22 protein-coding genes are annotated in these 25,421 nt (G+C 59.0%); 15 read left to right on the top strand and 7 right to left on the bottom strand.

Annotated features, from left to right (window positions below; all coding sequences use genetic code 11):
- The first annotated feature begins 56 nt into the window (after window positions 1–56).
- From ACW9IR_RS08920 to ACW9IR_RS08910, 3 genes are read left to right on the top strand one after another with little or no spacing between them, the layout of a single operon-like run.
- Window positions 57–809 (top strand): 5-oxoprolinase subunit PxpA, encoded by a 753-nt coding sequence (locus tag ACW9IR_RS08920; RefSeq protein ID WP_457462806.1) that lies wholly within the window; start codon window positions 57–59, stop codon window positions 807–809.
- Entirely contained in the window at window positions 806–1,510 is a 705-nt protein-coding gene (gene pxpB, locus ACW9IR_RS08915; RefSeq protein WP_457462804.1) for a 5-oxoprolinase subunit PxpB, read from the top strand. Before ACW9IR_RS08920 ends, pxpB begins: the two co-directional genes overlap by 4 nt.
- Window positions 1,507–2,430 (top strand): 5-oxoprolinase subunit C family protein, encoded by a 924-nt coding sequence (locus tag ACW9IR_RS08910; protein WP_457462802.1) that lies wholly within the window; start codon window positions 1,507–1,509, stop codon window positions 2,428–2,430. The genes pxpB and ACW9IR_RS08910 overlap by 4 nt, the downstream gene beginning before the upstream one ends.
- Before the next feature lie 106 nt (window positions 2,431–2,536).
- Here ACW9IR_RS08910 and ACW9IR_RS08905 read toward each other — a convergent pair whose 3' ends face one another.
- Together ACW9IR_RS08905 and ACW9IR_RS08900 are read right to left on the bottom strand one after the other, a co-directional pair.
- Window positions 2,537–3,715, bottom strand: coding sequence for a vWA domain-containing protein (locus ACW9IR_RS08905; protein ID WP_007911295.1), 1,179 nt, complete (start codon window positions 3,713–3,715; stop codon window positions 2,537–2,539).
- Window positions 3,716–3,727: 12 nt separating this feature from the next.
- Window positions 3,728–4,573, bottom strand: a complete 846-nt coding sequence (locus tag ACW9IR_RS08900) for an AAA family ATPase (RefSeq protein ID WP_457462800.1) — start codon at window positions 4,571–4,573, stop codon at window positions 3,728–3,730.
- Between the two features lie 201 nt (window positions 4,574–4,774).
- On the opposite strand from ACW9IR_RS08900, the gene ACW9IR_RS08895 reads away from it, so the two are divergent.
- Together ACW9IR_RS08895 and ACW9IR_RS08890 are read left to right on the top strand one after the other, a co-directional pair.
- Window positions 4,775–5,005, top strand: coding sequence for a DUF4160 domain-containing protein (locus tag ACW9IR_RS08895; RefSeq protein WP_150795739.1), 231 nt, complete (start codon window positions 4,775–4,777; stop codon window positions 5,003–5,005).
- Window positions 4,993–5,490 (top strand): helix-turn-helix domain-containing protein, encoded by a 498-nt coding sequence (locus ACW9IR_RS08890; RefSeq protein ID WP_457462797.1) that lies wholly within the window; start codon window positions 4,993–4,995, stop codon window positions 5,488–5,490. Before ACW9IR_RS08895 ends, ACW9IR_RS08890 begins: the two co-directional genes overlap by 13 nt.
- On the opposite strand, the gene ACW9IR_RS08885 is transcribed toward ACW9IR_RS08890, so the two are convergent.
- Window positions 5,487–6,563 (bottom strand): DUF748 domain-containing protein, encoded by a 1,077-nt coding sequence (locus ACW9IR_RS08885; RefSeq protein WP_110720058.1) that lies wholly within the window; start codon window positions 6,561–6,563, stop codon window positions 5,487–5,489. The two genes, ACW9IR_RS08890 and ACW9IR_RS08885, sit on opposite strands and share 4 nt — an antisense overlap.
- 127 nt (window positions 6,564–6,690) lie before the next feature.
- On the opposite strand from ACW9IR_RS08885, the gene cysK reads away from it, so the two are divergent.
- The 3 genes from cysK to ACW9IR_RS08870 all read left to right on the top strand — a co-directional run bounded on the left by cysK (window position 6,691) and on the right by ACW9IR_RS08870 (window position 9,043).
- A complete protein-coding gene (gene cysK, locus ACW9IR_RS08880) occupies window positions 6,691–7,665 on the top strand; it encodes a cysteine synthase A (protein WP_095119080.1) in 975 nt (324 codons plus the stop codon).
- A gap of 184 nt (window positions 7,666–7,849) precedes the next feature.
- Window positions 7,850–8,788 carry an aspartyl/asparaginyl beta-hydroxylase domain-containing protein gene (locus ACW9IR_RS08875; RefSeq protein WP_102900287.1) on the top strand — a complete coding sequence of 313 codons (939 nt, stop codon included), beginning with the start codon at window positions 7,850–7,852 and terminating at the stop codon, window positions 8,786–8,788.
- A 33-nt stretch (window positions 8,789–8,821) separates the two neighbouring features.
- Window positions 8,822–9,043 carry a hypothetical protein gene (locus ACW9IR_RS08870; protein WP_146033675.1) on the top strand — a complete coding sequence of 74 codons (222 nt, stop codon included), beginning with the start codon at window positions 8,822–8,824 and terminating at the stop codon, window positions 9,041–9,043.
- Window positions 9,044–9,063: 20 nt separating this feature from the next.
- On the opposite strand, the gene ACW9IR_RS08865 is transcribed toward ACW9IR_RS08870, so the two are convergent.
- Window positions 9,064–9,597, bottom strand: coding sequence for a hypothetical protein (locus ACW9IR_RS08865; protein ID WP_102900288.1), 534 nt, complete (start codon window positions 9,595–9,597; stop codon window positions 9,064–9,066).
- A gap of 449 nt (window positions 9,598–10,046) precedes the next feature.
- On the opposite strand from ACW9IR_RS08865, the gene ACW9IR_RS08860 reads away from it, so the two are divergent.
- The gene (locus tag ACW9IR_RS08860) at window positions 10,047–10,910 is read left to right on the top strand and encodes a DMT family transporter (protein WP_110720056.1); all 864 of its coding nucleotides are present in this window, start codon (window positions 10,047–10,049) and stop codon (window positions 10,908–10,910) included.
- A gap of 88 nt (window positions 10,911–10,998) precedes the next feature.
- Here ACW9IR_RS08860 and ACW9IR_RS08855 read toward each other — a convergent pair whose 3' ends face one another.
- Entirely contained in the window at window positions 10,999–11,907 is a 909-nt protein-coding gene (locus ACW9IR_RS08855; RefSeq protein ID WP_150708181.1) for a DMT family transporter, read from the bottom strand.
- Window positions 11,908–11,992: 85 nt separating this feature from the next.
- Window positions 11,993–13,618, bottom strand: a complete 1,626-nt coding sequence (locus tag ACW9IR_RS08850) for a methyl-accepting chemotaxis protein (protein ID WP_457462793.1) — start codon at window positions 13,616–13,618, stop codon at window positions 11,993–11,995.
- A gap of 398 nt (window positions 13,619–14,016) precedes the next feature.
- On the opposite strand from ACW9IR_RS08850, the gene aceK reads away from it, so the two are divergent.
- From aceK to ACW9IR_RS08825, 5 genes are all read left to right on the top strand, one after another.
- Window positions 14,017–15,738, top strand: a complete 1,722-nt coding sequence (gene aceK / locus ACW9IR_RS08845; protein ID WP_102900292.1) for a bifunctional isocitrate dehydrogenase kinase/phosphatase — start codon at window positions 14,017–14,019, stop codon at window positions 15,736–15,738.
- 269 nt (window positions 15,739–16,007) lie between these two features.
- Window positions 16,008–19,919 (top strand): ATP-dependent RNA helicase HrpA, encoded by a 3,912-nt coding sequence (gene hrpA / locus ACW9IR_RS08840; RefSeq protein WP_457462792.1) that lies wholly within the window; start codon window positions 16,008–16,010, stop codon window positions 19,917–19,919.
- A gap of 328 nt (window positions 19,920–20,247) precedes the next feature.
- Complete coding sequence (locus ACW9IR_RS08835) at window positions 20,248–21,369, top strand: beta-ketoacyl-ACP synthase III (RefSeq protein ID WP_457462790.1); 1,122 nt, start codon at window positions 20,248–20,250, stop codon at window positions 21,367–21,369.
- A 137-nt stretch (window positions 21,370–21,506) separates the two neighbouring features.
- Window positions 21,507–22,118 (top strand): RNA polymerase sigma factor, encoded by a 612-nt coding sequence (locus ACW9IR_RS08830; RefSeq protein ID WP_457462788.1) that lies wholly within the window; start codon window positions 21,507–21,509, stop codon window positions 22,116–22,118.
- Window positions 22,112–22,351 (top strand): anti-sigma factor family protein, encoded by a 240-nt coding sequence (locus ACW9IR_RS08825; protein WP_110720049.1) that lies wholly within the window; start codon window positions 22,112–22,114, stop codon window positions 22,349–22,351. Before ACW9IR_RS08830 ends, ACW9IR_RS08825 begins: the two co-directional genes overlap by 7 nt.
- Window positions 22,352–22,620: 269 nt before the next feature.
- On the opposite strand, the gene ACW9IR_RS08820 is transcribed toward ACW9IR_RS08825, so the two are convergent.
- Entirely contained in the window at window positions 22,621–23,943 is a 1,323-nt protein-coding gene (locus tag ACW9IR_RS08820; RefSeq protein ID WP_457462785.1) for a putative porin, read from the bottom strand.
- Window positions 23,944–24,226: 283 nt separating this feature from the next.
- Here ACW9IR_RS08820 and ACW9IR_RS08815 point away from each other — a divergent pair, with 283 nt between their 5' ends.
- Complete coding sequence (locus ACW9IR_RS08815; protein ID WP_457462783.1) at window positions 24,227–25,351, top strand: GNAT family N-acetyltransferase; 1,125 nt, start codon at window positions 24,227–24,229, stop codon at window positions 25,349–25,351.
- Window positions 25,352–25,421: the final 70 nt, after the last annotated feature.

Genomic DNA, 25,421 nt, shown 5'->3' with positions numbered 1-25,421 from the left:
ACCTGCGCAGCACAGTCCTACAGATAAAAAGACAAGCACCTACAGGAGTGTTCACCGTGAGCCGCCTGCTATTGAATTGCGACATTGGCGAGAGCTTCGGCAGCTGGACCATGGGTCTGGATGCCGAGGTCATGCCCTTCATCGATTGCGCCAACGTGGCCTGTGGTTTTCACGCGGGTGATCCGAGCATCATGCGCAAGACCGTCAGCCTGGCGTTCAGCCACGGCGTGCAGATCGGTGCACACCCGGCCTATCAGGATCTGGTCGGCTTCGGCCGCCGCTCCATGGCGTATTCGGCGCAAGAGCTGCAAGACATCCTGCATTACCAGATCGGAGCCCTCGACGGCATTTGCAAGGCGCAGGGCGGGCGCGTCAGTTACGTCAAACCCCATGGCGCGATGTACAACGACATGATGGCCAACCCGGCGCAATTGCGTGCGGTGATTCAGGCAGTGGCCGCTTATGACCGCAACCTGCCGCTGATGCTGATGGCCACTCGCGACAACTCCGCTGCGCAGCAGATCGGCGATGAGTATGGCGTGACAATGTGGTTCGAAGCCTTCGCTGACCGTGCTTACGACAGTGCCGGCAAACTGGTTTCACGACAATTGCCGGGCGCGGTGCATCACGACCCGGAAAAAATCATCGAGCAAGCCCTGACCATTGCCCGTGGCGACAACCTCACCGCCAGCGACGGCAGCGCGTTGCGCCTGCACGCCAACACCCTCTGCGTGCACGGTGACAACGCCAGTTCGGTGGCCGCCGTGCAACGCATTCGCGAAGCCTTGAATCAGCAGAGCGCCTCATGAACCCAAGGATAGAAGTGGTGGCACTGGATTGCCTGATGCTGCGTCTGTTTGATGAGATCGCCGAAGCCAACATGCCGTGGATGCTCGCTGCCAGTGAGCGTTTGCGTGCGGTATTCGGTGAGCAACTCATCGATCTGGTGCCGTCTTATACGACGTTGATGGTGCATTACGATTTGACCGCATTGAGTCCGAGTCAGGCGCGGGAATTGATCGCCGAAGCGTTGATCGATCTGTCACCGAATGCGCAAACCGTTGGCCAATGCCATGTGCTGCCGGTCTGGTACGACTTTAGCGTCGGCCCTGAGTTGAGTTTGCTGGCCGAGCGCAGCGGTCTGGCGGTGGATGAAGTGGTCCGTCGCCACAGCGGACGTGAGTATCAGGTATTCGCCCTTGGTTTCGCGCCGGGTTTCGCGTTTATGGGGTTGGTCGAAGAAGTGCTTGCCGCGCCTCGCCTGAACACGCCACGCAAAAAAGTCGCTGCCGGTAGCGTCGGCATTGCCGAACGGCAGACGGCGGCTTACCCCGTGGTCTCTCCCGGCGGCTGGAACCTGATAGGCCGTACCCCGGCCAAGTTGTTCGACCGCAATCGCGATGGCTACAGCCTGATGCAACCGGGCGACACGGTGCGCTTCGAAGCGGTCAGTCATGCCGAGTTCATCAATCTGGGCGGCGATGACACGCCACTGGAGGCACTGGCATGAGTCGACTGACAATTGCAGCGAGCACGCCACTGTGCCTGTTGCAGGACGCAGGACGTTTCGGCGTGCGGCATCTGGGCGTGACCCAGGGTGGTGCGGCGGATTGGTGTTCGATGGGTTGGGCCAACTGGTTGCTCGGCAACGAGCTGGATGCAACGGTGATCGAAATCACCCTCGGCGGCTTTGCCGTGGTGGCCGAAGAGGCGTGTTGGCTGGCGTTGGCTGGCGCAGATCTTGGCGCGCAGATCGACGGGCAGCCACTGGCGCCGTGGCGCAGTTTCAAATTGGGCAAAGGGCAGACGTTGCGCCTCACTCAGCCGTTGCTCGGTGCCCGGGCTTACCTGGCAGCGCCGGGTGGTTTTGATGCACCGAAGGTGCTGGGCAGCAGCGCCACGGTTGTACGTGAAGAACTCGGTGGTCCGGATGGCATGGGCTTACCATTGGCGAAGGGCGCGACGCTGAGTTATCGCGGTGAATCGCTGTTGCTGCGCGAAGTGCCTTTGGCATTACAGCCGGATTTGAAATCGAATGCGCCGCTGGATCTGGTGCTTGGCGCACAGATCGGCCAGTTCAGCGGGCAGAGTCTGTTCGATGCATTCAACAGCGTCTGGACACTGGACAGTCGCGCTGATCGCATGGGCATTCGTTTTCTGGGCAAGGCGCTGGAGTATCAGGGCCAGCCGATGATTTCCGAGGGGATTCCATTGGGCGCGGTGCAAGTGCCGCCGGACGGCCAGCCGATTGTGCTGCTCAATGATCGACAGACGATTGGTGGTTATCCGCGATTGGGCGCATTGACGCCGTTGGCGTTGGCGCGGTTGGCGCAGTGTCTGCCGGGGACGCAGGTGCGGTTTCGGCCGGTGGTGCAAGACGTTGCGCACCGTGAGCACATCAAATATCTGCAGCGTTTTCTGAATAGCTAAAAGCTTCGTCGGAACGCCGCCCGGAGCAAGCTCGCTCCCACAATTGAAATGCATTCCAATGTGGGAGCGAGCCTGCTCGCGAAGGGGCCATCACTGGCAACACAGATTATTTGGACAAAAACCGCATCCCTTCCTCAAGCCCGCGCAACGTCAACGGATACATCTGATCTTCGATCAGATCACGCACAATGTTGGTCGACGAGGTATAACCCCAGGTATCTTTCGGATACGGATTGATCCAGATGAGCTTCTTGTACTTCTCCATGAAGCGCTGCATCCACACGTAGCCCGGCTCTTCGTTCCAGTGCTCGACACTGCCACCAGCCTGGGTGATTTCATACGGCGCCATGGCGGCGTCACCGATGAAGATCACTTTGTAGTCGGCGCCGTACTTGTGTAGCAAGTCCTGGGTCGACGTGCGCTCTGAAGTGCGGCGCATGTTGTTCTTCCACACCGATTCGTAAACGAAGTTGTGGAAGTAGAAGTACTCCAGATGTTTGAACTCGGTCTTGCAGGCCGAGAACAGTTCTTCGCAGATCTTCACGTGCGCGTCCATCGAACCGCCGATGTCGAACAGCAACAACAGCTTCACCGTGTTGCGGCGCTCCGGGCGCATCTGAATGTTCAGCAGGCCCGCATCTTTGGCGGTGTGATCGATGGTGCCGTCAATGTCCAGCTCTTCTGCCGCGCCCTGCCGCGCAAACTTGCGCAGTCGACGCAGGGCGACTTTGATATTGCGCGTGCCCAGTTCCACCGAATCATCGAGGTTCTTGTACTCGCGCTGATCCCAGACTTTCACCGCTTTGCCCTGGCGCTTGCCAGCATCGCCGACCCGAATGCCTTCCGGGTTGAAGCCACCGGAGCCGAACGGGCTGGTGCCGCCAGTGCCGATCCACTTGTTGCCGCCGGCATGGCGTTCCTTCTGTTCTTCCAGACGCTTCTTGAACTCTTCGATCAGCTTGTCCAGGCCGCCGAGGGACTGGATTTGCGCGCGTTCCTCATCGCTCAGCGAGCGCTCGAACTCCTTGCGCAGCCAGTCTTCGGGAATCAGCGCCTGCAAGTGATCGTCGAGCTTTTCCAAGCCATTGAAGTAGGCGCCGAACGCGCGGTCGAACTTGTCGAAATGGCGTTCGTCCTTGACCAGAATCGCCCGCGACAAGTAATAAAACTCGTCCATGTCGGCGAAGGTCACGCGCTGTTTCAGCGCGTTGATCAGGTCGAGCAACTCGCGCACCGACACCGGCACCTTGGCTGCACGCATTTCATTGAACAGGTTGAGCAACATGGCATCAGCCTCTTAGCGAGAACCGCGACGGCTCATGAACGCCAGGCGCTCAAGCAGCTGCACGTCCTGCTCGTTCTTCACCAACGCGCCGGCCAGTGGCGGAATTGCCTTGGTCGGATCACGTTCGCGCAGCACCGCTTCGCCGATGTTATCGGCCATCAACAGCTTCAGCCAGTCGACCAGTTCCGAGGTCGACGGTTTCTTCTTCAGGCCCGGCACCTTGCGCACGTCGAAGAATACGTCGAGCGCTTCGCTGACCAAATCCTTCTTGATGTCCGGGTAGTGCACGTCGACGATTCTTTGCAGGGTCGGGCGATCCGGGAAGGCGATATAGTGGAAGAAGCAGCGGCGCAGGAAGGCGTCCGGCAGCTCTTTTTCGTTGTTGGAGGTAATGATGATGATCGGGCGCTTCTTGGCCTTGATGGTCTCGTCGATCTCGTAAACGTAGAACTCCATCTTGTCGAGTTCTTGCAGCAAGTCGTTGGGGAACTCGATGTCGGCCTTGTCGATCTCGTCGATCAGCAGAATGACCCGCTCTTCGGACTCGAACGCCTCCCAGAGCTTGCCTTTTTTCAGGTAGTTGCGCACGTCGTGGACTTTTTCAGTGCCCAGTTGCGAGTCGCGCAGACGGCTGACAGCGTCGTACTCGTACAGGCCCTGATGGGCCTTGGTGGTGGATTTGATGTGCCAGGTGATCAACTTGGCGTTGAACGATTCGGCCAGTTGCTCGGCGAGCATGGTCTTGCCGGTGCCCGGCTCGCCCTTGACCAGCAGCGGCCGCTCCAGGGTGATGGCGGCGTTGACCGCCAGCTTCAGGTCATCGGTGGCGACGTAGGCCTGGGTGCCTTCGAACTTCATCTGCTAATCCTCGAACGGTAACGCCGACCTGAACGGGCAGGGCGGGGGCGAAATAATCGGATGCCCGACTATAACGCGCAGGCCGGTCGACTGTGAACGCAGACGGCTTATTCAGTCTCTGAATGGGGCGTCACATGTTGACTCAGTCTCGGCCGATGGCCAGTATTCAGGTATCGCCGATTTGGCGATAGCCTCTCGGTCATGACGACTAAATACCGATTTCGCGACAAATACCGCATTCAGTTGCGCGAGAAGGATCATCCGCCGCCCCATGTGCACCTTATCGGTGGCGGCGTGGATGTGATGCTGAGCCTTGAAACCGTTGGGGTGATGACGGGCAAGGCGCCGCCACTGATTATCAAGGAAGCGCTGGCGTGGGTCTCGGCTCATCAAGCGCAACTATTGGAGGACTGGAAACGATGTTACCCATGAAAAGGCCTCGCCTGTCAGCAGTGCAGGCACTGTCAGACTTTCGATTGGCACTGACCTTTATTGATGGACAGGAACTGACACTTGATCTCTGCCGGGATATTAAAGCTTATCCAGGGTTGCAGCCATTGCTCGATCCCAAGGTGTTTTTGACCGCGACATTGGATGACTATGGCTGGACTGTCGAATGGCTTGAACCCGATATACAGATTGGTGCAGACACACTTTACATGGATGCGCTAGCTCAAAACGCAGCCGATGAAAACACGCGAATCTTTATCGACTGGCGCGCCCGAACGGGACTGTCTCTTAGTCAGGCTGCCGAAGCGCTGGGTGTCAGCGCTCGTAGCATCAGTCGCTACAGTAATGGGCGCGAGGCAGTCCCACGTTCACTGGCGCTGGCTTGCCTGGGCTGGGATTCACTGCAACAAAGCTCAACAATGGCTGCAGAGGAGTCGGGTCGCTATATCGTCAACCGCAAAACCTAACCCGCATCCGGCTTAGGCCGTTCATATCGAGCATTGAATGCCTGTACGAAACCATTGCGCAAAATCTGCAAAAACGCTTCGAACGCGCTGATGTTTTGCTGATGCACGTTGCCGCTGAGCTCGACTTTGGTGGCGAACTGGTTTTTCGCCTGATTCTTCAGCACGGTTTCAGTACCACCGACCAAAGCCTCCCAGACTGAGCGGAAGATACTCTTGTTGTTGTTTTCCACGTCCTGCTGCCAGTTGAACACTTCGACGTCGCGCAGCAGTGGTTTGATGTAGCCGTTGACCTTGGCTTTATTGGCTTGGGCTTCGATCACCACATCACCGTGGCCGGCGTTGAAGTCGAACTTGCCGTAGGCCGAGGCAAAGTCGTTCATGCTTTTGAGTTCGATGTCCTTGGCGCGCAGGCGGAATTCGAAGTCCTCGAAGTTGCTCAGAGGGTCGAACGTTGCGGTGGTTTCCAGCGGTGCATGCCCCAGCAGCAGGGCTTTGCCTTCAAAGCGGGCGTCGCGTTTGCCCTGATTGTCGACCACGTTGGTCAGGTTGTAGATGCTCGCGTCGACGTTGGTGGCGTTCATGTTGACTGGCGGTTTTGAGTTGAAATTGCGGAAGCTGATCTTGCCGTCGTGAATCTGCACTTCGTCGAGGGTTATCGGCAGCAACTTGCCCAGTTGCGCACGCCAGTCAGTGCCCTGACCGGTCTGGGAGTTCTGCTTGTTGGCTCCGCCATCGACGAAATTGATCTCGGGATTGACGAATTTCACTTGCGCCACGACGGCATGGTCGTACCACAGCGAATGCCAGCTGACCGCCAGATCGATCAACGGCGCGTTGACGAACGGCACCGGCACTTTGCCGTCCACCTTGACGATTTTCAGACCATTGATTTTGTACGCCCCGCGCCACAGCGCAAGGTCGACGTCAGTGATCTGGCCCCGATAGTCACCCATGTCCGCCAGTTTGCCGTTCAGGTAGTCACGCACCATGTAGGGCAGGGCGATGTGCAGCGCGATCAGCAGCACAACGACGACGACGAAAATCCCTAGTGGCCAACTGTAGCGACGCTTCATGACGGCAATTCCCTGACGATGTAAGCGATTGACTATTACGCCGCGCAGTCGTTCGACCCGACTGGACTGCGCCAGGCAACAGGCATACCTTGAAAGGCTGAATTCAATGCTGCATAAGGACCCAGCCATGAGCCGTATTTTCGCTGACAACGCCCATTCCATCGGCAACACGCCGCTGGTGCAGATCAACCGCATCGCGCCGCGTGGCGTGACCATTCTGGCCAAGATCGAAGGGCGCAACCCCGGTTATTCGGTCAAGTGCCGGATCGGCGCCAACATGATCTGGGACGCCGAGAGCAGCGGCAAGCTCAAGCCGGGCATGACCATTGTCGAGCCTACGTCGGGTAACACGGGGATTGGCCTGGCATTTGTTGCCGCCGCTCGTGGTTACAAATTGATGCTGACTATGCCGGCCTCGATGAGTATCGAGCGCCGTAAGGTTCTCAAGGCCTTGGGCGCCGAGCTGGTGTTGACCGAGCCGGCCAAGGGCATGAAGGGCGCCATCGAGAAAGCCGCCGAGATCGTCGCCAGCGATGCTGACAAGTACTTCATGCCATCGCAGTTCGATAACCCGGCCAATCCGGCGATTCACGAAAAAACCACTGGTCCGGAAATCTGGAACGACACCGATGGTGCCGTCGATGTGCTGGTGGCCGGCGTCGGCACCGGCGGAACCATCACGGGCGTTTCACGGTATATCAAGAATACCCAGGGCAAACCGATCCTGTCGGTGGCGGTGGAACCGGTTTCCTCACCGGTGATCAGCCAGGCGCTGGCGGGCGAAGAGATCAAACCGAGTCCGCACAAGATTCAGGGGATCGGTGCCGGTTTTGTGCCGAAGAACCTGGATCTGTCGATGGTCGACCGGGTCGAGCAGGTCACCGACGACGAATCCAAGGCCATGGCGCTGCGCTTGATGCAGGAAGAAGGGATTTTGTGCGGCATCTCCTGCGGTGCAGCGATGGCGGTAGCAGTGCGTCTGGCGGAGACGCCGGAAATGCAGGGCAAGACTATCGTGGTGATTCTGCCTGACTCGGGTGAGCGTTATCTGTCGAGCATGTTGTTCAGCGATCTGTTCACTGAACAGGAGACTCAGCAGTAATCCAGTTGATTCAGGTCAGCCGCGGTTCAGGATCGTTATGCTAATAAATGCTTTGTTGCGCAATTCTTAACACTGATTCTTGTGTAAGGCGGGTTTTGCCCGGCGCCGGTAGTGTTTATCATGGCCGGCTGCCATGCCGGGTAAAGGGCGTTGCGCAGCGTTGTCTTTATTCAAGGAGTTGTTGATGACCTTTTCGTTTGCCGCCAAGGCGTTTGTGCTGCTGCTCTTTTTGGGCAGCACGCTCTATGTGCATTTGCGCGGCAAGGCGCGTTTGCCGGTTCTGCGTCAGTTCGTCAACCACTCGGCGCTGTTCGCCCCGTACAACGCCTTGATGTACCTGTTTTCCGGCGTGCCGTCGAAGCCGTATCTGGATCGCAGCAAATTCCCGGAACTGGACGTGCTGCGCGACAACTGGGAAACCATTCGCGACGAGGCCATGCACCTGTTCGACGAAGGCTATATTCGCGCGGCGGAAAAGAACAATGACGCCGGTTTCGGCTCGTTCTTCAAGAAGGGCTGGAAGCGTTTCTACCTCAAGTGGTACGACAAACCGCTGCCGTCGGCTGAAACCCTGTGCCCGAAAACCGTGGCGCTGGTCAGCGCGATTCCCAACGTCAAGGGCGCGATGTTCGCGCTGTTGCCGGGTGGCAGCCACTTGAATCCGCATCGCGATCCGTTCGCCGGCTCCCTGCGTTATCACCTCGGCTTGTCGACGCCGAACTCCGACGATTGCCGGATCTTCGTCGATGGTCAGGTGTACGCGTGGCGTGACGGCGAAGACGTGATGTTCGACGAAACCTACGTGCACTGGGTCAAGAACGAAACCGACCAAACCCGCGTGATCCTGTTCTGCGACGTCGAGCGTCCGCTGAGCAACCGCCTCATGACCCGCATCAACCGCTCGATCAGCGCCTGGCTCGGCCGTGCCACCGCACCGCAGAACCTTGATGACGAGCGCGTCGGCGGGATCAACCAGGCCTACGCCTGGAGCAAGAGCTTCAGCGACAAGTTCAGTGGTGTGGTCAAACAGTGGAAACGCCGTAACCCGAAGGCCTACCGCGTGATGCGGCCAGTGCTGGCGGTGGTGGTGTTGACGTTGTTGGGGTATTGGCTGTTTGGTTGAGGCTGATTCGCAGGCAATAAAGAACCGCTCCTTGTGAGCGGTTTTTTTTATGAAGAAAAGGTGAATGAGGCGCCAGCGAGGACGCCTCCAGGCTCTTCCGCTGCTGGATTCACCAATGCTTCTCTGATTCGGTGCAACTCCCGTTCAGACAACTTTCCCGAAGAGCGTTTTCTATCAGCTTTTATCGATCTGGCGCCTGGCGCCTTTTTTTCAATGGCAGCCTTCATGGTGCCTCCGGCGTTGATCATTAAATGAGCAGTTGTCCGATACTAGTCTTACCAAATTAGCTTCACAAGCCTACCCTCCGAATCGAATTCAAAACCCAGCTGCCGGTAAAGAGAAATCACCCCTGGGAGAGGCTCCTGAATTTCAATTTGTGTACTGCCGATGATTCGTGCGAAGTGAGTCACGGCGGTCAAAGCAAATGTCGCTACTCGGCTTTTGAGAGGGTGATCGTTATCGGGCTTTCCTTCCAGGCGCACAATTTTCACTCGCAACCGGCTCTGATTAGGGTTTGCAAAGCAAAGTCCGCATAACTCCTGATCAAACCAGATTGCTAAATCGAAGCTAAGTGGTTCTTTGGCTTTCCACCTGACAACTTCTTGCCAAGAGAAGTGAGGATCAAACCACTCTTCATAGGCACTCAGAGCTTGAGCATCGATTGCTTCGAAACGAACTCTGGAGTGATCAACATCCACTATCCCTTGCTGCAATAAGTCTTTGTGCAGCTTTGCGAAAGTAACCCCAGCCTGTTTCCTGGCCTGAGATTTATACACTTGGTAGCGCAAATACGTCCGTTCCCTTGGCATGTGATCCCGTGCATTCCTTGTCCTCCATGGTTGGGTGTCGCAACTGCAATCCAGCCTATTCACCTTGCAGCCAACTGTCCCTGCTGGCCCTTTGTCCAAATCATTGCAATCCATGTCACCCGCTGGTTATAGTCGGCGCTCGTGAGCCGTACGGCTCACCCTCCAACTCCTCAGAAAAGATCTGCGCAAATGCCTGCATCCCTCATCAACGCGGTAGTCGATTCAGCGGTCAACGCTGGCGTCGTGCCGTGCGGGAATCAGCAGCCCCAGCAGATCAGTCATTACCCTCCACCTGTCAGTAGCACGCCGGTGTGCGCAGTCGTATCACCGCCGGGCGTTGGCGTTTCGGGCTGATCGGCAGTTTTTGCTGACCCCTGCGCCCGCCAGAAAAACCTACTGAATTTCAGCTTCGGCTGAGTTGGCTTCTTGCCTGACTACAGGTGGTATTCATGTTTGTCCTTTCGAAAAAATCCGCGCTCGCGGCGACGTCCACGAGCCTGTTCGTTCTGCTGTGGAGCAGCGGCGCGATCTTCTCCAAATGGGGCCTGGCCCACGCTTCGCCGTTTGCCTTTCTGCTGATTCGCTTCGCGATTGCCTTGTGCGGGCTCGTGCTGCTGGCGCCGCTGCTCAAGCTGAAGCTGCCCAAGGGCGGCAAACCGATGAAGTTTGCGATTGCCACGGGCGTGGTGTTGTTGGGGGCCTACCAGATTTTCTATCTGCTGGCGCTCGACACCAAAGTCACCCCGGGGGTGATGGCGACCATCATGGGTGTGCAGCCGATTCTCACCGTGGTGTTGATGGAGCGGCAGCGCTCCGCGAGCCGGATGTTCGGTCTGGCCCTGGGGCTGGCGGGGCTGATCATGGTGGTTTACCAGGGCATCGGTCTGGCCGGGATGTCCTGGGCGGGGATGCTGTTTGGTCTGCTGGCGCTGGCGAGCATGACGCTGGGCTCGATCATGCAGAAACGCATCACCGACAATCCCCTCGGCACACTGCCGGTGCAGTATCTGGCCGGGCTGTTGTTGTGCGGGATTTTCGTGCCGTTCCAGCCATTTCATTTTGAACACAGCACAGGTTTCATCGTGCCGGTGTTGTGGATGGGGCTGGTGGTGTCGGTGCTGGCGACGCTGTTGCTGTATCGGCTGATCGCGCGGGGCAATCTGGTGAATGTCACCAGTCTGTTCTATCTGGTGCCGGCGGTGACGGCGGTGATGGATTACCTGATTTTCGGCAATCGCCTTGCAGCGTTGAGTGTGCTGGGGATGCTGTTGATCATTATCGGTCTGGCGTTTGTGTTCCGTAAGCTCGACTAGTCGACAGGCGGGCTCGCTCCCACATTGGAATGCATTCCCCTGTAGGAGTGAGCCTGCTCGCGATAGCCATTTCAGCAGCGCCAGAAGTCTAGCGGGCTGTCACCTGCGAAGGTTTCACCACCGCCGGCTTCAACACCAGCCACAACGCCAATGCAATCAACACCCCGCCGTAGATATGTGCCATCGACAACGGCTCATCCAGCAGCAACGCCCCCCACAGCACGCCAAACGGCGGAATCATGAAGGTCACGGTCATCGATTTCACCGGCCCGATCGAACTGAGCAGGCGGAAGTAGATGATGTAGGCGAATGCCGTGCAACCGAGGCCCAGGCCCAACAGCGACAGCCAGACATTCCAGCCGCCCCAGCTGACCGGCGGCGCGGTGATCACGCTATAGCCGAACAGCGGCAACAGGAACAACGTTGCGCCGAGCATGCTGCCCAGCGCCGACAGACGACTGTCCAGTCCACCGGCCTGGTCGAGCCAACGGCGTGCGAGGAAACCGGCAAAGCCATAGCAAGTGGTCGCCAGCAGGCAGGCAAGGGCGCCCAGCAACAGTTGCATGTCAAATGCCACGGGGCCGGCGCGGGTCAGCACGCCAACGCCTAACAGGCCGAGGAACACCCCGCCCAGTTTGGCTGCGGTGAGTTTTTCACTGAAGAACAACCCGCCAATCAGCACGCCCATCAGCGGCGTGGTGGCGTTGAAAATCGCCGAATAGCCGGCTGGCAGTACCTGAGCGGCGACCGAATACAGCGTCGCTGGAATCCCCGAGTTGATCACGCCCAGCAGCATCACGGTTTTCAGTTTGCCTTTGAAATCCCAGCGCACGCGCATCAGCCCGAGGATCACCAGCAGGCCAACGGCCGCAATCGATACGCGAAAGAACCCGGTCGGAATCGTGCCGATCGCTGGCGCGATAATGCGCATGAACAGAAAACTCGCGCCCCAGATGGCTGCCAGCGACAACATACGGAAAATATCGACAGGGCTCACGGCGGGTCTCCTTCCTTGATCGGGACGAGAGTGTTGCCGAGTGCCCTGACGATGGCAACCGCTATTCGGGCATGCAACTTTTTGCTCAGATCACAAAGCGCGTCACCAGGCCGTTGAGATCGACCGCCAGACGCGAAAGCTCCTGGCTCGCAGCCGAGGTCTGAGTCGCCCCGGCGGCGGTCTGGGTCGAGAGGTCGCGGATGGTCACCAGATTCTGATCGACCTCGCGCGCCACCAGGGCCTGTTGCTCGGCCGCGCTGGCGATAACCAGGTTGCGTTGGTTGATCTGCGAGATCGAGGCGGTGATTTTCTCCAGCGCCTGCCCGGCGCTGTTGGCGCGCCGCAACGTCTGACCCGCCTGCTCGGCACTGCTCTGCAACGCACCCACTGTTGCCCCGGTGCCTTGCTGGATGCTGCTGATCATCAGCTCGATTTCTTCGGTGGAATTCTGCGTGCGTTGTGCGAGCGAACGCACTTCATCGGCGACCACGGCAAAACCGCGCCCGGCTTCACCGGCGCGTGCCGCTTCGATCGCCGCATTGAGCGCCAACAGATTGGTCTGCCCGGCAATCCCGCGAATTACCTCCAGCACTTTGCTGATGTCCTGCGCCTGAGTGGCCAGGCCCTCGGCTTGTTCGGAAGCACCGAGTACCGCATCGACCAGTTCCTGAATCGAACTGATGGTTTCGCTGACCTGTACATGGCCGTGCTTGCTGTCCTCGTTCGACGCAGCAGATGCCTCGGCGCTGGACACCGCGTTGGCAGCGACTTCGTCCACCGCCGTGCTCATCTCGGTGACCGCCGTGGCGGCTTGTTCGATCTGGTCGTTCTGCTGTTGCAGGCCGCGGGTGCTTTGCTCCATCACCGAACTCATTTCCTCGGCCGCGGAAGCCAGTTGCTGCGCCGATTCGCTGATACCGCGAATGGTCGAGCGCAGATTGCCCTGCATCTCGGCCAACGCATCGAGCAGATGCGCAGCCTCATCTTTACCAGTACTGACGATCTGGCCGCTGAGGTCACCGGCGGCAATGCGTCGTGCCACATCCAGTGCCTGATTGATTGGGGTGGTAATGCTGCGGGTCAGCAACCAGGCCAATAGCAAGGTGGCAAGCAGGGCGACCACGATGATCGACGCGACGATCCACAAAGCCTGCTGATACATCGCCGCAGCGGCTTCGGCTGCGGCATCCGCACCTTGTTGGTTGAGGGTGATCATCTGCTCCAGCGTCTTGTCGAGCACAGTGCCCTGCGGTGCCAGTTCATTGCTCAAACGCGTGGCAGCCTGCTCGTTCTGCCCCGCGTCAATCTGGCTGACAATCTGATCGAGAATGCTCAGGTATTTGCCGACGGCCGCGTTCAAGCCGTCGAGCATCGCTTGTTCCTGATCACTGGCGATCAAGGCTTTGTGATCGTTGAGGCGCTTGAGCAACTCCTCGCGTTGCGCCTTGAGAATGCCTTTGCTTCTGTCGCGCACCGCGGGTTGGGTGACGGCGATCAGACGCAAGGATTCGAGGCGGATGCTGGCGATATTCGCCGCCGCGTCATGAATGCTCTCGATGCTGGGCATCCACGATTCTTCGATCACTGCCGCACTTTCGCGCAGGGTTTTCATTTGGCCCAGACCGAACAGGCCGACCACCACCAGCAGACTGGCCAAAACGGCAAAGCTCAAACTGGCGCGCAAACCTATGCGCAGATTCCGGATAGACATCAGTGTGCTCCTTGATCTTTGAGGGGGGGAGGTCGTCCTCGTCAGCGAGGATCTTGTTATGAGGCGGGTAATGGCGGGCTGTATATCAAAGTGCCATTATTTTGGTAAGACCAATCTGGCGTCGTCTCCGAGGGTGCGTGAATTTGCAGCAAAACCACGGACTAGACGCGTCCGCTTTGTATTGGATGCGAAGCCCAGAGAATTCGCGGGCTGGCGCAGGATGAGAGGCAGCACCGCTCAGGCGCTTAACTGACCGAACGGTCGATTAAAAAAACTTTGCAAAAACGCTGTTGGCGTACAACCCCGGCGCAGATTTGGCAGAAATTGCACTTCACCTGTGCGCGCATCCGTGGCTAAGCTCAGGCACAGATTTCCAAACGCACGCCGAGGTCTTATCTATGCCGCAGCAATGGCCAGCCACCGACATCGCCCGGATGATCCTCGATGGCTTCGACGATTATCGCGAGCATTTCCGGCGGATCACCGACGGCGCCCGCGAGCGTTTTGAGCAGGCACGCTGGCAGGAGACGCAAACGGCGTCGGCGGCGCGGATCAATCTCTATGAAGAAAAGGTCGGCGAAACCATCGCCCGCCTGCGCGATTACTTCGACGATGAAACGCTGATGAACGTCAGCTGCTGGCCGCTGGTGAAAAGTGCCTACATCAGCGTCATCGACCTGCGCTTCGATGATGAGTTGTCCGAGACCTGGTACAACTCGATTTTCTGCGGGCTGTTCAGTCACGACCTGATCAGCGACGGTTGCATGTTCATCCACACCACCCGCCCGAGCCTGCGCCGTGCCCGCGCTGCGCAAACCCGCACGTACAAACCACAGGGACAGCTGTCGGGGATGCTCGCGAGCATTTTTGCCGACTACCGTTTCAGCGAGGACTACGCCGATCTGCCGGGCGACCTGCGCCGCCTCGAAGCGCAACTGCGCGAGAACCTGCCGGACTGGGTGTGCAAGGACCCGGAACTCAGCGTCGAGCTGTTTTCCTCGGTGCTGTACCGCAACAAGGGCGCGTACCTGGTCGGGCGCATTTACACCCGCGACGAGCAATGGCCGCTGGTGATCCCGCTGCTGCACCGCGAAGGGCGCGGGATTCAGATCGACGCGCTGATCACCGACGAAGCCGACGTGTCGATCATCTTCTCGTTCACCCGTTCGTATTTCATGGTCGACGTGCCGGTGCCGGCGGAATTCATCGGTTTCCTGCGGCGCATCCTGCCGGGCAAGCACATCGCCGAGCTGTACACCTCGATCGGCTTCTACAAGCACGGCAAGTCCGAGTTCTACCGCGCACTGATCAACCATCTGGCCAATACCGATGACCAGTTCATCATGGCCCCGGGTGTGCGTGGCATGGTCATGAGCGTGTTCACCCTGCCGGGTTTCAACACCGTGTTCAAAATCATCAAGGACCGTTTTTCGCCGTCGAAAAACGTCGACCGCGCCACGGTGATCGAGAAGTATCGGCTGGTAAAAAGTGTCGACCGGGTAGGGCGTATGGCCGATACCCAGGAGTTCGCCGACTTCCGTTTTCCGTTGAGCAAGTTCGATCCGGCGTGTCTTGAAGAACTGCTGGAGGTGGCGCCGTCGACGGTGTCGGTCGAGGGCGACACGGTGCTGATCCGTCACTGCTGGACCGAGCGGCGAATGACCCCGCTCAATCTGTATCTGGAAAACGCCAACGATGCGCAGGTGCGTGAGGCGCTGGAGGATTACGGCTTGGCGATCAAGCAACTGGCGGCGGCGAATATCTTTCCCGGTGACATGTTGTTGAAGAACTTCGGCGTCACCCGGCATGGGCGGGTGGTGTTTTATGACTATGACGAGATTTGTTTCCTGACCGAAGCCAACTTCCGTCACATTCCCGCGCCGCGTACACCGGAGGATGAAATGGCTTCCGAGCCGTGGTATTCGATTGGGCCGCTGGATGTGTTTCCCGAGGAATTTCCACCGTTTTTGTTTGCCGATTCGGGGCAGCGCAAGTTGTTCGATCAGTTGCATGGCGAGTTGTATAACGCGGATTACTGGAAGAGCCTGCAAGAGGCGATTCGGGCCGGCAAGGTCATAGACGTCTTTCCCTATCGGCGTAAAGGGTTGGATAACGAATAAGCCAGAAACCCTCACCCCAACCCTCTCCCGGAGGGAGAGGGGGCCGACCGAGGTGTCTTGCGTCAAGCATCGACCTGAAAGAGCTTGGCGATTATGGATTCGGTGATGCGCGTTCAGGTCGGCGAGGCTGGCAAAGTTGACTCGGTCGGTCCCCTCTCCCACCGGGAGAGGGCTAGGGTGAGGGCCGCAATCCCCCTGATACGCCACAAATCCGCCAAATCTGCGACAATCCGCCCCCTGCATAAATAGACGACCGAATTGCCTACCCGATGACCGACGAATCGCCCTCCATCGACAAACTGCTGAAAAACCTCGATCACGCCATGCTCGCCGACCGTCACCGGCTGCGGCGGCAGTTGCTTGAGCTGCGCAAGAAACCCGACGAGGCCAAACTGGCTCAGTGGGTGACGCGCATGCAGGCGTCCTGTGATCAGGTGCTGGCGCGCCGTGCCAGCCTGCCGGTGATTCGTTACGACGACAGTCTGCCGATCGCGGCCAAGCGCGACGAGATCAAAAAAGCGCTGGAAAAACACCAAGTGCTGATCATCGCCGGCGAAACCGGCTCGGGTAAAACCACCCAGTTGCCGAAAATCTGTCTGGAAATCGGTCGCGGCCAGCACGGTCTGATTGGCCACACCCAGCCACGTCGAATCGCAGCCCGCAGCGTCGCCAGCCGGGTCGCCGAAGAACTCGCTACGCCGCTCGGTGCGCTGGTTGGCTATCAGGTGCGTTTCGAAGATCAGAGCGATTCCAACACCCTGATCAAACTGATGACCGACGGCATCCTGCTCGCGGAAACCCAGAATGACCGCTACCTCGAACGCTACGACACGATCATCGTCGACGAAGCCCACGAACGCAGTCTCAACATCGATTTTCTGCTCGGTTACCTGAAAACCCTGCTGCCGCGTCGTCCGGACCTGAAGGTCATCATCACCTCGGCGACCATCGATCTGGAGCGTTTCTCCAAGCACTTCGATGACGCGCCGATTGTTGAAGTCTCCGGTCGTACCTTCCCAGTGGACACCTGGTATCGCCCGCTAACGCTTGAGCAGGACGAAGAGGGCAACCGCGTCGAAGATGACCTGACGGTGGATCAGGCGATCCTCGCGACCCTCGATGAAATCGCCGCTTACGAGCGCAGCGAACGCCGCAGCCCCGGTGATGTGCTGGTGTTCTTGCCAGGCGAGCGCGAGATTCGTGACGCTGCCGACATGCTGCGCAAGGCGCAGATCAAACACACTGAAATCCTGCCGCTGTACGCGCGTCTGTCGCCGGCCGAGCAGCAGCGGATTTTCCAGTCGCACCCGGGCCGTCGCGTAGTGCTGGCAACCAACGTTGCCGAGACTTCGCTGACGGTGCCGGGCATCCGTTACGTGATCGACAGCGGCACCGCGCGCATCAGCCGTTACAGCTATCGCGCCAAGGTCCAGCGTCTGCCGATCGAGGCGATTTCCCAGGCCAGCGCCAACCAGCGTAAGGGCCGTTGCGGCCGGGTCGAGCCGGGTATCTGCATTCGGTTGTACAGCGAAGAAGATTTTAATGGGCGCCCGGAATTCACCGATCCGGAGATTCTGCGCACCAACCTCGCCGCCGTAATCTTGCAGATGCTGCATCTGCGTCTCGGCGAGATCACCGCGTTCCCGTTTATCGAACCGCCGGATGGCAAGGCGATCAGCGACGGTTTCAATCTGCTGCAAGAACTCTCGGCGGTGGACCGCAACAGTCAGTTGACCCCGCTCGGTCGTCAACTTGCGCGCCTGCCGGTCGACCCGCGCATGGGCCGTATGCTGCTCGAAGCGGCCAAGCTCGGCAGCCTGCAGGAAGTGCTGATCGTTGCCAGTGCCATGTCGATTCAGGATCCGCGCGAGCGTCCGCCGGAACGTCAGCAAGCGGCCGATCAGGCCCACGCGCAATGGAAAGACGTTGATTCTGACTTCGCCGGACTGGTGAATCTGTGGCGCGGTTTCGAAGAGCAGCGCCAAGCATTGACCGCGAGCCCGCTGCGCAACTGGTGCCGCAAGAACTTCCTCAACTACCTGCGTCTGCGCGAGTGGCGTGATTCTCACCGCCAGTTGAGCCTGATCTGCCGCGACATGCAGTTGAGCCTGAATAAAGAGCCGGCGGATTATCCGAAACTGCACAAAGCGGTGCTGGTCGGTCTGCTCAGCCAGATCGGTCAGAAAACCGAGGACGGCGATTATCTTGGTGCGCGTCAGCGGCGTTTCTGGATTCACCCGTCGTCGGGCATCGGCAAAAAGCGTCCGCAGTGGCTGATGACCGCCGAACTGGTGGAAACCACCAAGCTCTACGCGCGCATGGTCGCCAAGATCGATGCCGACTGGATCGAGCCGCTGGCCGGGCACCTGATCAAGAAAAACCATTTCGAACCGCACTGGGAAAAGAAGCGCGGCCAGGTCGTGGCGTTCGAACAGATCACCCTGTTCGGGCTGATCGTGGTCGGCCGCCGCCCGGTGCATTACGGCCCGGTCGATCCAGTGGTTTCCCGTGAGCTGTTTATCCGCGAAGGTCTGGTGCGTGGCGAGATTCAGTCCAAAGCCAAGTGCCTGACGGCCAACCAGCAACTGCTGGAACAGCTCGACGAACTGGAAGCCAAGGCCCGGCGTCGCGACATCCTCGCCGACGAAGAAACCCTATATGCGTTCTACGATGCGCGGCTGCCGGCGGAGATTCACCAGACCGCGACCTTCGACAGTTGGTATCGCATCAACAGTCAGAAGAACCCGCAACTATTGATCATGCGCGAGGAAGACGTGCTGGCCCGCGAGGCCAGTGAAGTCACCGCGCGCGATTACCCGGACACGCTGCACATCGGCGATCTGGAACTGGCGCTGACCTATCACTTCGAACCCAATCACCCGCGCGACGGCGTGACCCTGCGCGTGCCGGCGCCGCTGCTGCCGATGCTGCCGCCGGAGCGCTTGGAGTGGCTGGTGCCGGGGCTGATCGAGGCCAAGTGCATCGCCCTTGTGCGCAACCTGCCGAAAGCGCTGCGCAAGAATTTTGTGCCGGTGCCGGACTTCATCAAGGCTGCATTGCATCGCATGACCTTTGCTGAGGGTTCGTTGCCGCAAGCGCTGGGCCGCGAATTGCTGCGCATGACCGGCGCGCGGGTCAGCGACGAGGCGTGGGCAGAAGCCGAGCAAGGCGTCGAGGGGCATCTGCGGATGAACCTGGAAATCGTCGACGGCCAAGGCAAGTTCCTCGGCGAAGGCCGCGATCTGGCCGAGCTGACCGCACGGTTTGCCGAAGCCAGTCAGGCCGCGTTGGCGGTGCCGCAGAGCGCGAAAAGCCAGCAACCGGTGGAGGCGAAAGTCTTCGCGCCGGTGGCGGAAAAGACTCAGCAGAAGATCGCCGGGCTATCGATGACGGTGTATCCGGCGCTGGTCGAAGAGGGCGGCACGGTCAAGGAAGGGCGCTTCTCGACCCCGGCTGAAGCCGAGTTCCAGCATCGTCGCGCCTTGCAGCGTCTGTTGATGCAGCAACTGGCGGAACCGGCCAAGTTCCTGCGCGGCAAGTTGCCGGGGCAGACCGAGCTGGGCCTGCTCTATCGCGAGCTGGGCCGGGTCGATGCGCTGGTCGAAGACATTCTGCTGGCGAGCCTCGACAGCTGCATTCTTGAAGGTGAAGACCCACTGCCCCGTGACGGTGCCGGGTTGGCGGCGTTGGCCGAGCGCAAACGCGGCAATTGGACCGAGCACGCCGAGCGCGTGGCCCGCTTGACGCTGGAGATTCTCAAGCTCTGGCACGGTCTGCAAAAACGCTTCAAGGGCAAGATCGATCTGGCGCAAGCCGTGGCGCTGAATGACATCAAGCAGCAGATCAATAATCTGGTTTATCCGGGTTTTGTCCGCGAGACGCCGATGCAGTGGCTCAAGGAGTTGCCGCGTTACCTGAAGGCGGTCGAGCAGCGTTTCGAGAAACTCGGTGCGCAGGTGCAGAAGGATCGCGTCTGGAGCGGTGAACTCGCTGGCCTCTGGGCGCAATATCAGGCCCGCGCGGCGAAACATGCGCAGGAAGGCAAACGCGACCCGCAACTTGAGCTGTATCGCTGGTGGCTCGAGGAATATCGGGTCTCACTGTTCGCTCAACAGTTGGGCACCAAGGTCCCGATCTCCGACAAACGCCTGAACAAGCAGTGGAGCCAGGTCGAACCCTGACCTTGAGCCATGCGCAATCCCCTGTGGGAGCGAGCCTGCTCGCGAAAGCAGAGTGTCAGTCAACTCAATAGCGACTGATACGACGCAATCGCGAGCAGGCTCGCTCCCACATTGGGATTTGGGTTGTGCTTGAGAAAGGCGCCAAAAGTCCACGTTTATGGCAAACTTCGCGACCATAAACGCCTGTTTCGCGCCCCAGAGCCTTCGGCCGGGTCGCGCAACGGAATAAAGCGATGCCAGGTTTGCGTCCCCCGGATGGGAATAGACCCTTTGTGTGTTGGTACGACGGTTCCAGCACTTTCTGCCTGAACAGATTAGAGAAACGACCATGCATAACGTCGTCATCAGCGGCACCGGCCTGTACACCCCGGCCAACAGCATCTCCAACGAAGAGCTGGTGCAGTCTTTCAATACCTACGTCGCCCAGTTCAACGCCGACAACGCCGAGGCCATTGCCAGCGGCGAAGTCCAGGCCCTGACCGAATCCAGCGCTGCGTTTATCGAAAAGGCTTCCGGCATCAAGAGCCGCTTTGTCATGGATAAGGACGGCATCCTCGATCCACAACGTATGGCTCCGCGCTTGCCGGAGCGTTCCAACGACGAATGGTCGGTGCTCTGCCAGATGGCCATCGGCGCAGCCGAGCAAGCCCTGCAACGCGCCGGCAAAACCGCCGCTGACATCGACGGCGTGATCGTCGCCTGCTCCAACCTGCAGCGCGCCTACCCGGCCATCGCCATCGAAGTTCAGGAAGCGCTGGGCATTCAAGGCTTCGGTTTCGACATGAACGTCGCTTGCTCCTCGGCGACGTTCGGCATTCAGGCAGCGGCGAACAGCGTGCAACTCGGCCAGGCCCGGGCGATCCTGATGGTCAACCCGGAAGTCTGCACCGGTCACCTCAACTTCCGTGACCGCGACAGCCACTTCATCTTCGGCGATGCTGCGACTGCAGTGGTCATCGAGCGCGCTGACACCGCGACGTCCAAGCACCAGTTCGACGTGGTCAGCACCAAACTGCTGACCAAGTTCTCCAACAACATCCGCAACAACTTCGGCTTCCTCAACCGCGCGGCGGAAGAGGGCATCGGTGCCCGCGACAAGCTGTTCGTGCAGGAAGGCCGCAAGGTGTTCAAGGATGTCTGCCCGATGGTTGCCGAGCTGATTGGCGAACATCTGCAAGAGAACCAGCTCAACGTCGGCGACGTGAAGCGCTTCTGGCTGCACCAGGCTAACCTGAGCATGAACCACCTGATCGTGCGCAAACTGTTGGGCCGTGAGGCCACCGAAGAAGAAGCGCCGGTGATTCTCGACACCTACGCCAACACCAGCTCCGCAGGTTCGGTGATTGCTTTCCACAAATATCAGGACGATCTGGCTGCCGGTTCGCTGGCTGTCTTGAGTTCGTTCGGTGCCGGCTATTCGATCGGCAGCGTCATTCTGCGCAAGCGTTGAAAAGAGGTTTAATTTCCTCTTAATCGCGCCGACTTTTCCTACATCCGAATCGGCTCAAACGCTGTAATTTTTCGGAAATGGCGGCAGGTGAAGACCTGCCGCCGTCATTTTCGGAATCGGCACAAGGAAATTTTTGGATGGCGGCTGACGACACCCAACTGCTTGCGCGCCTGCTGGCCGGCGAGCAACAGGCTTTCAAGGAACTGGTGACGACGTATCAGAGCGCCATGCGCGCGGTGGCGTATGCGATTGTCGGGCAGCGCCATGTCGAAGAAGTGGTGCAGGACGCCTGGCTGTCCGTAGTGCGCCACATCGGCAGCTTCGAAGGTCGCTCCAGTCTCAAGACCTGGCTTCTGACCATCACCGCCAACTCAGCGAAAAGTCGCTATAAACAGAATCGCCGCGAAGTGTTGATGGATGATCTGCCATCGCCCCATGGCACGATCGACGACGACCGTTTTTCTCCCGGTGACGGCCATTGGCTGGTCGCCCCGTTCGCCTGGCACCAGGACACACCGGAAGCGCTGCTGACCGAAAGCGAATTGCGCGACTGTCTTGAGCACACCTTGTTGAATCTGTCGGAGCTGCAAAGCAGCGTTTTGCTGTTGCGCGAGCGGCAGGGGCTGGAGCTGGAGGAAATCTGTAATCTTCTGGAGATCTCGCTCTCCAATGTCCGCGTGCTGCTGCATCGGGCACGTTTGAAGGTCTTCGCGACCGTAGAACATTTTGAGGAGACAGGAGAATGTTGACCTGCAAGGAGCAAGTGGCACGATCCAGCGATTATCTCGATGGCCAGTTGAGCTTTCGCGAAAAGTGGATGGTGCGTCATCACCTGATGTTTTGCCCGAACTGCCGGCGTTTCATTCGCCAGATGCGTTTGATGCAAGCCACCTTGAAGGCGCTGCCGGAGCAACCGGTAGAAGGCATCGATGACCTGGCCGAACGCCTGGCCGAGCAACGACGAAAAGATAATCCCCTGTAGGAGCTGTCGAGTGAAACGAGGCTGCGATCTTTTGATCTTTTTTAAGATCAAGATCAAAAGATCGTCTGATCGCGGCCCGAGCCTTCGGCAGCTCCTACAGGGGATTTTCGCATCCTGCAGAAATAGCCCGGCGCGAGCGAAACGAACGGATGATGGGGATCGTTCCGCCCGCACCGGGCTATAAGAGAGTCAGCTGCAAGCGCCAAGTCTCAAGCTGCAAGTAATGCTTTGACTTGCAGCTTGAGGCTCGAAGCTTGCAACTGCTGTTTTTAGAACTTGGCTTCCGCATCCAGCTGCAGGGTGTTGGCGTCAGCGTCACGCTGGGTACGGCTGGCGAAGTCGGCCTTGGTCAGGAAGTACGTCGCGCCAATGGCGAAGTTCTTGTCGATGTCGTAACCGACCTTGAACTTGTGGCCACGGGAACCGGTGGTGCCGTTGGCGAAGTCGGAGTCGGTGAAGGCGCCGACCACGGCGTTGCGCTGCACGTCACGATAGTTGTAATCGAGGTTCAGGCCGAAGACTTTCGACTTGGCACCCAACAGCCACGCGGTGTCCTGATCGGTCACGGCATCGTTGTTCTTCACGTACTGGCCGTAGAACGACAATGGCATCGGCAGACCGCCGATGTCGACCTGGCTGAACCCTTCATACAGACGGAATTCGTTGTTGGCCGAGTTGCCATTGACTGCCAGGGCGCACGGTGTGGAAGTGCCGGTGCAGCGGCTGTCTTCGTCGTTCTGGTAGGCGTAGACGCTGCCGCCCAAGGTCACTTTCAGGTTGTCGCTGATGTTGAAGCGGCTACCCAACTGGCCGGCGGTCAGGCGCAGGTCGTGACGGAATTGCACGCCATCACCGTCGACGTTGTCCTTGAGGTTGTAGTTACCCAGGCTGCCGAACAGTTCGGCGCTGCTGCCCAACGGGTATTTGTAGGTAACGGCCAGACCTTCCGGGTTGATGTCGCTATCCCAGATCACGTCGCCCATGCTGACCCACGGCTGGAGCATCTTGCCGCCGATGATGTGCAGGTTCTTGATCTGGTCAGGGTGGTAGTCGATGTAGCCCAGATCCAGCCAGATCTGCTTCTTGTCGAAGTAGTTGTCCTGGTCCTGGTTGGTCGAACGGGCGTCATCGCCGCCGCCGGTGGCGATGCGGATGCCGGTGTCGACCTGTGGGTTGATCTCGGTGTAGGCGCCCAGACGGGCACGGATGCGCTGACGATCCTTGTCGCGGCCGCCGTTGTTCGGCTCGCCGTCGATCTTGATGGTTTCCTGGCGGATACGCACATCGCCCTTGAACTGGGTCTTGGCCGCCCAGGCCAGTTTCTGGTCGAAGACGCTTTGTTCGTTGGTTTTCTTCGCAACGGCGGCGACTTGTTCGTTGGTCTCTTGCTGCGCCTGCTGCGCGATTTGCTGAGCCTTCTGATCCTTGGCCAGTTCAGTTTGCAGTTCTACGTACTGCGCCTGGGAAATGGAACCGTTAGCCTTGAGCATGTCGAGCAGTTTGGCGTCGACTGCAGCACTGGCCGGAACACTCATGGCCAGCAACAAGCCACCGCACAGGGCCGCCGCAGTTTTCGTGGAAGCAAGACGCATAGCAATCTCCGAAGATGAGAGGGGATGGCACAGCCATCCGGGGCACAACCGACGATTCGAGCGTCGGAAAACAGTGTCCGGGTAGAACCCGGCGCTCTAAAAACAGGCGCCAGTATCGCGATGGTTTATGACAGAGCAGTGGCACAGTGATGGCAGGTTGATGACGATATCGATTCGCCCTGAACTATTGATCTAGAGCGCTGTCGGCCGATTGCGGGTGTGCAATGCCGTGCAATCGGCGATACTCGCCGGGCGCTGAAGTCCTGTTGTGGAGAGCTTGTTGATGCCGTTGCAACGCCTGCAAAACCTGTCGGAAATCGCCTCGGCAAGCTGGGATGCGCTGGTCCCTGAAAGCCAGCCATTTCTGCGCCATGCCTTTCTCAGTGCGCTGGAAGACAGCGGTAGCGTTGGCCCCCACACCGGCTGGCAACCGGAGCATTTGCTGCACGTCGAGGGCGATCGTCTGATCGCCGCGTTACCCAGTTATCGCAAGTGGCATTCCTACGGCGAGTACGTGTTCGATCACGGCTGGGCCGACGCCTGCGCCCGCGCCGGTATCGATTACTACCCGAAGCTTTTGACGGCTGTGCCATTCAGCCCGGTGAGCGGCCCGCGCTTGTTGGCGGCCAATGTCGAAGACGGTTTCGAACTGCTCAAGAGCCTGCCCGGCTATCTGGAGATCGAAGGGCTTTCCAGCGCGCACATCAATTTCACCGACGCCTTCACCGACGCGGCGGTGGCCGAACAACCGGGCTGGTTGCAACGCATTGGCTGTCAATATCACTGGCAGAATCGCGGGTATCGCGACTTCCAGGATTTCCTCGACGTGCTCAGTTCGCGCAAGCGCAAACAGATGCGCAAGGAGCGCGAGCAAGTGGCGGGGCAGGGCTTTGAGTTTGAATGGCTGGAGGGGCGCGAGCTGGATGAGGCGCAGTGGGATTTTGTCTACGCCTGTTACGCCAACACCTACGCGGTGCGGCGCCAGACGCCGTATCTGACGCGGGAGTTTTTCAGTCTGCTGGCCGAGCGCATGCCCGAGGCAATCCGCGTGGTGCTGGCCAAACAGGGCTCACGGCCGGTGGCGATGGCGTTCAGTCTGGTCGGTGGCGACAGTTTCTACGGCCGCTACTGGGGGTGTCTGGCCGAGTTTGATCGGCTGCACTTTGAAACCTGTTTTTATCAGGGGATGGATTATGCGATCGCGCAGGGTTATCAGCGTTTCGATGCTGGCGCTCAGGGCGAGCACAAGCTGATTCGCGGGTTCGAACCGGTGATCACCCATTCATGGCATTACCTGCGACATCCAGGTCTGAAAGCAGCAGTGAAAGATTTCCTGCAACAGGAACGCGCCGGCATCCTCGCCTACGCCGAAGAAGCAAAAACAGCGTTGCCCTACCGCCAAACCTAGATCTCTTGTGGGAGCGAGCTTGCTCGCGAAAGCGGTGTTTCAGTGACATGGATATCAGCTGACACACCGC

Source organism: Pseudomonas sp. SDT291_1_S447 (assembly GCF_054070155.1).
Note: the sequence above shows the minus strand (reverse complement) of the source record. Positions and strands in the feature narration are given on the sequence as shown.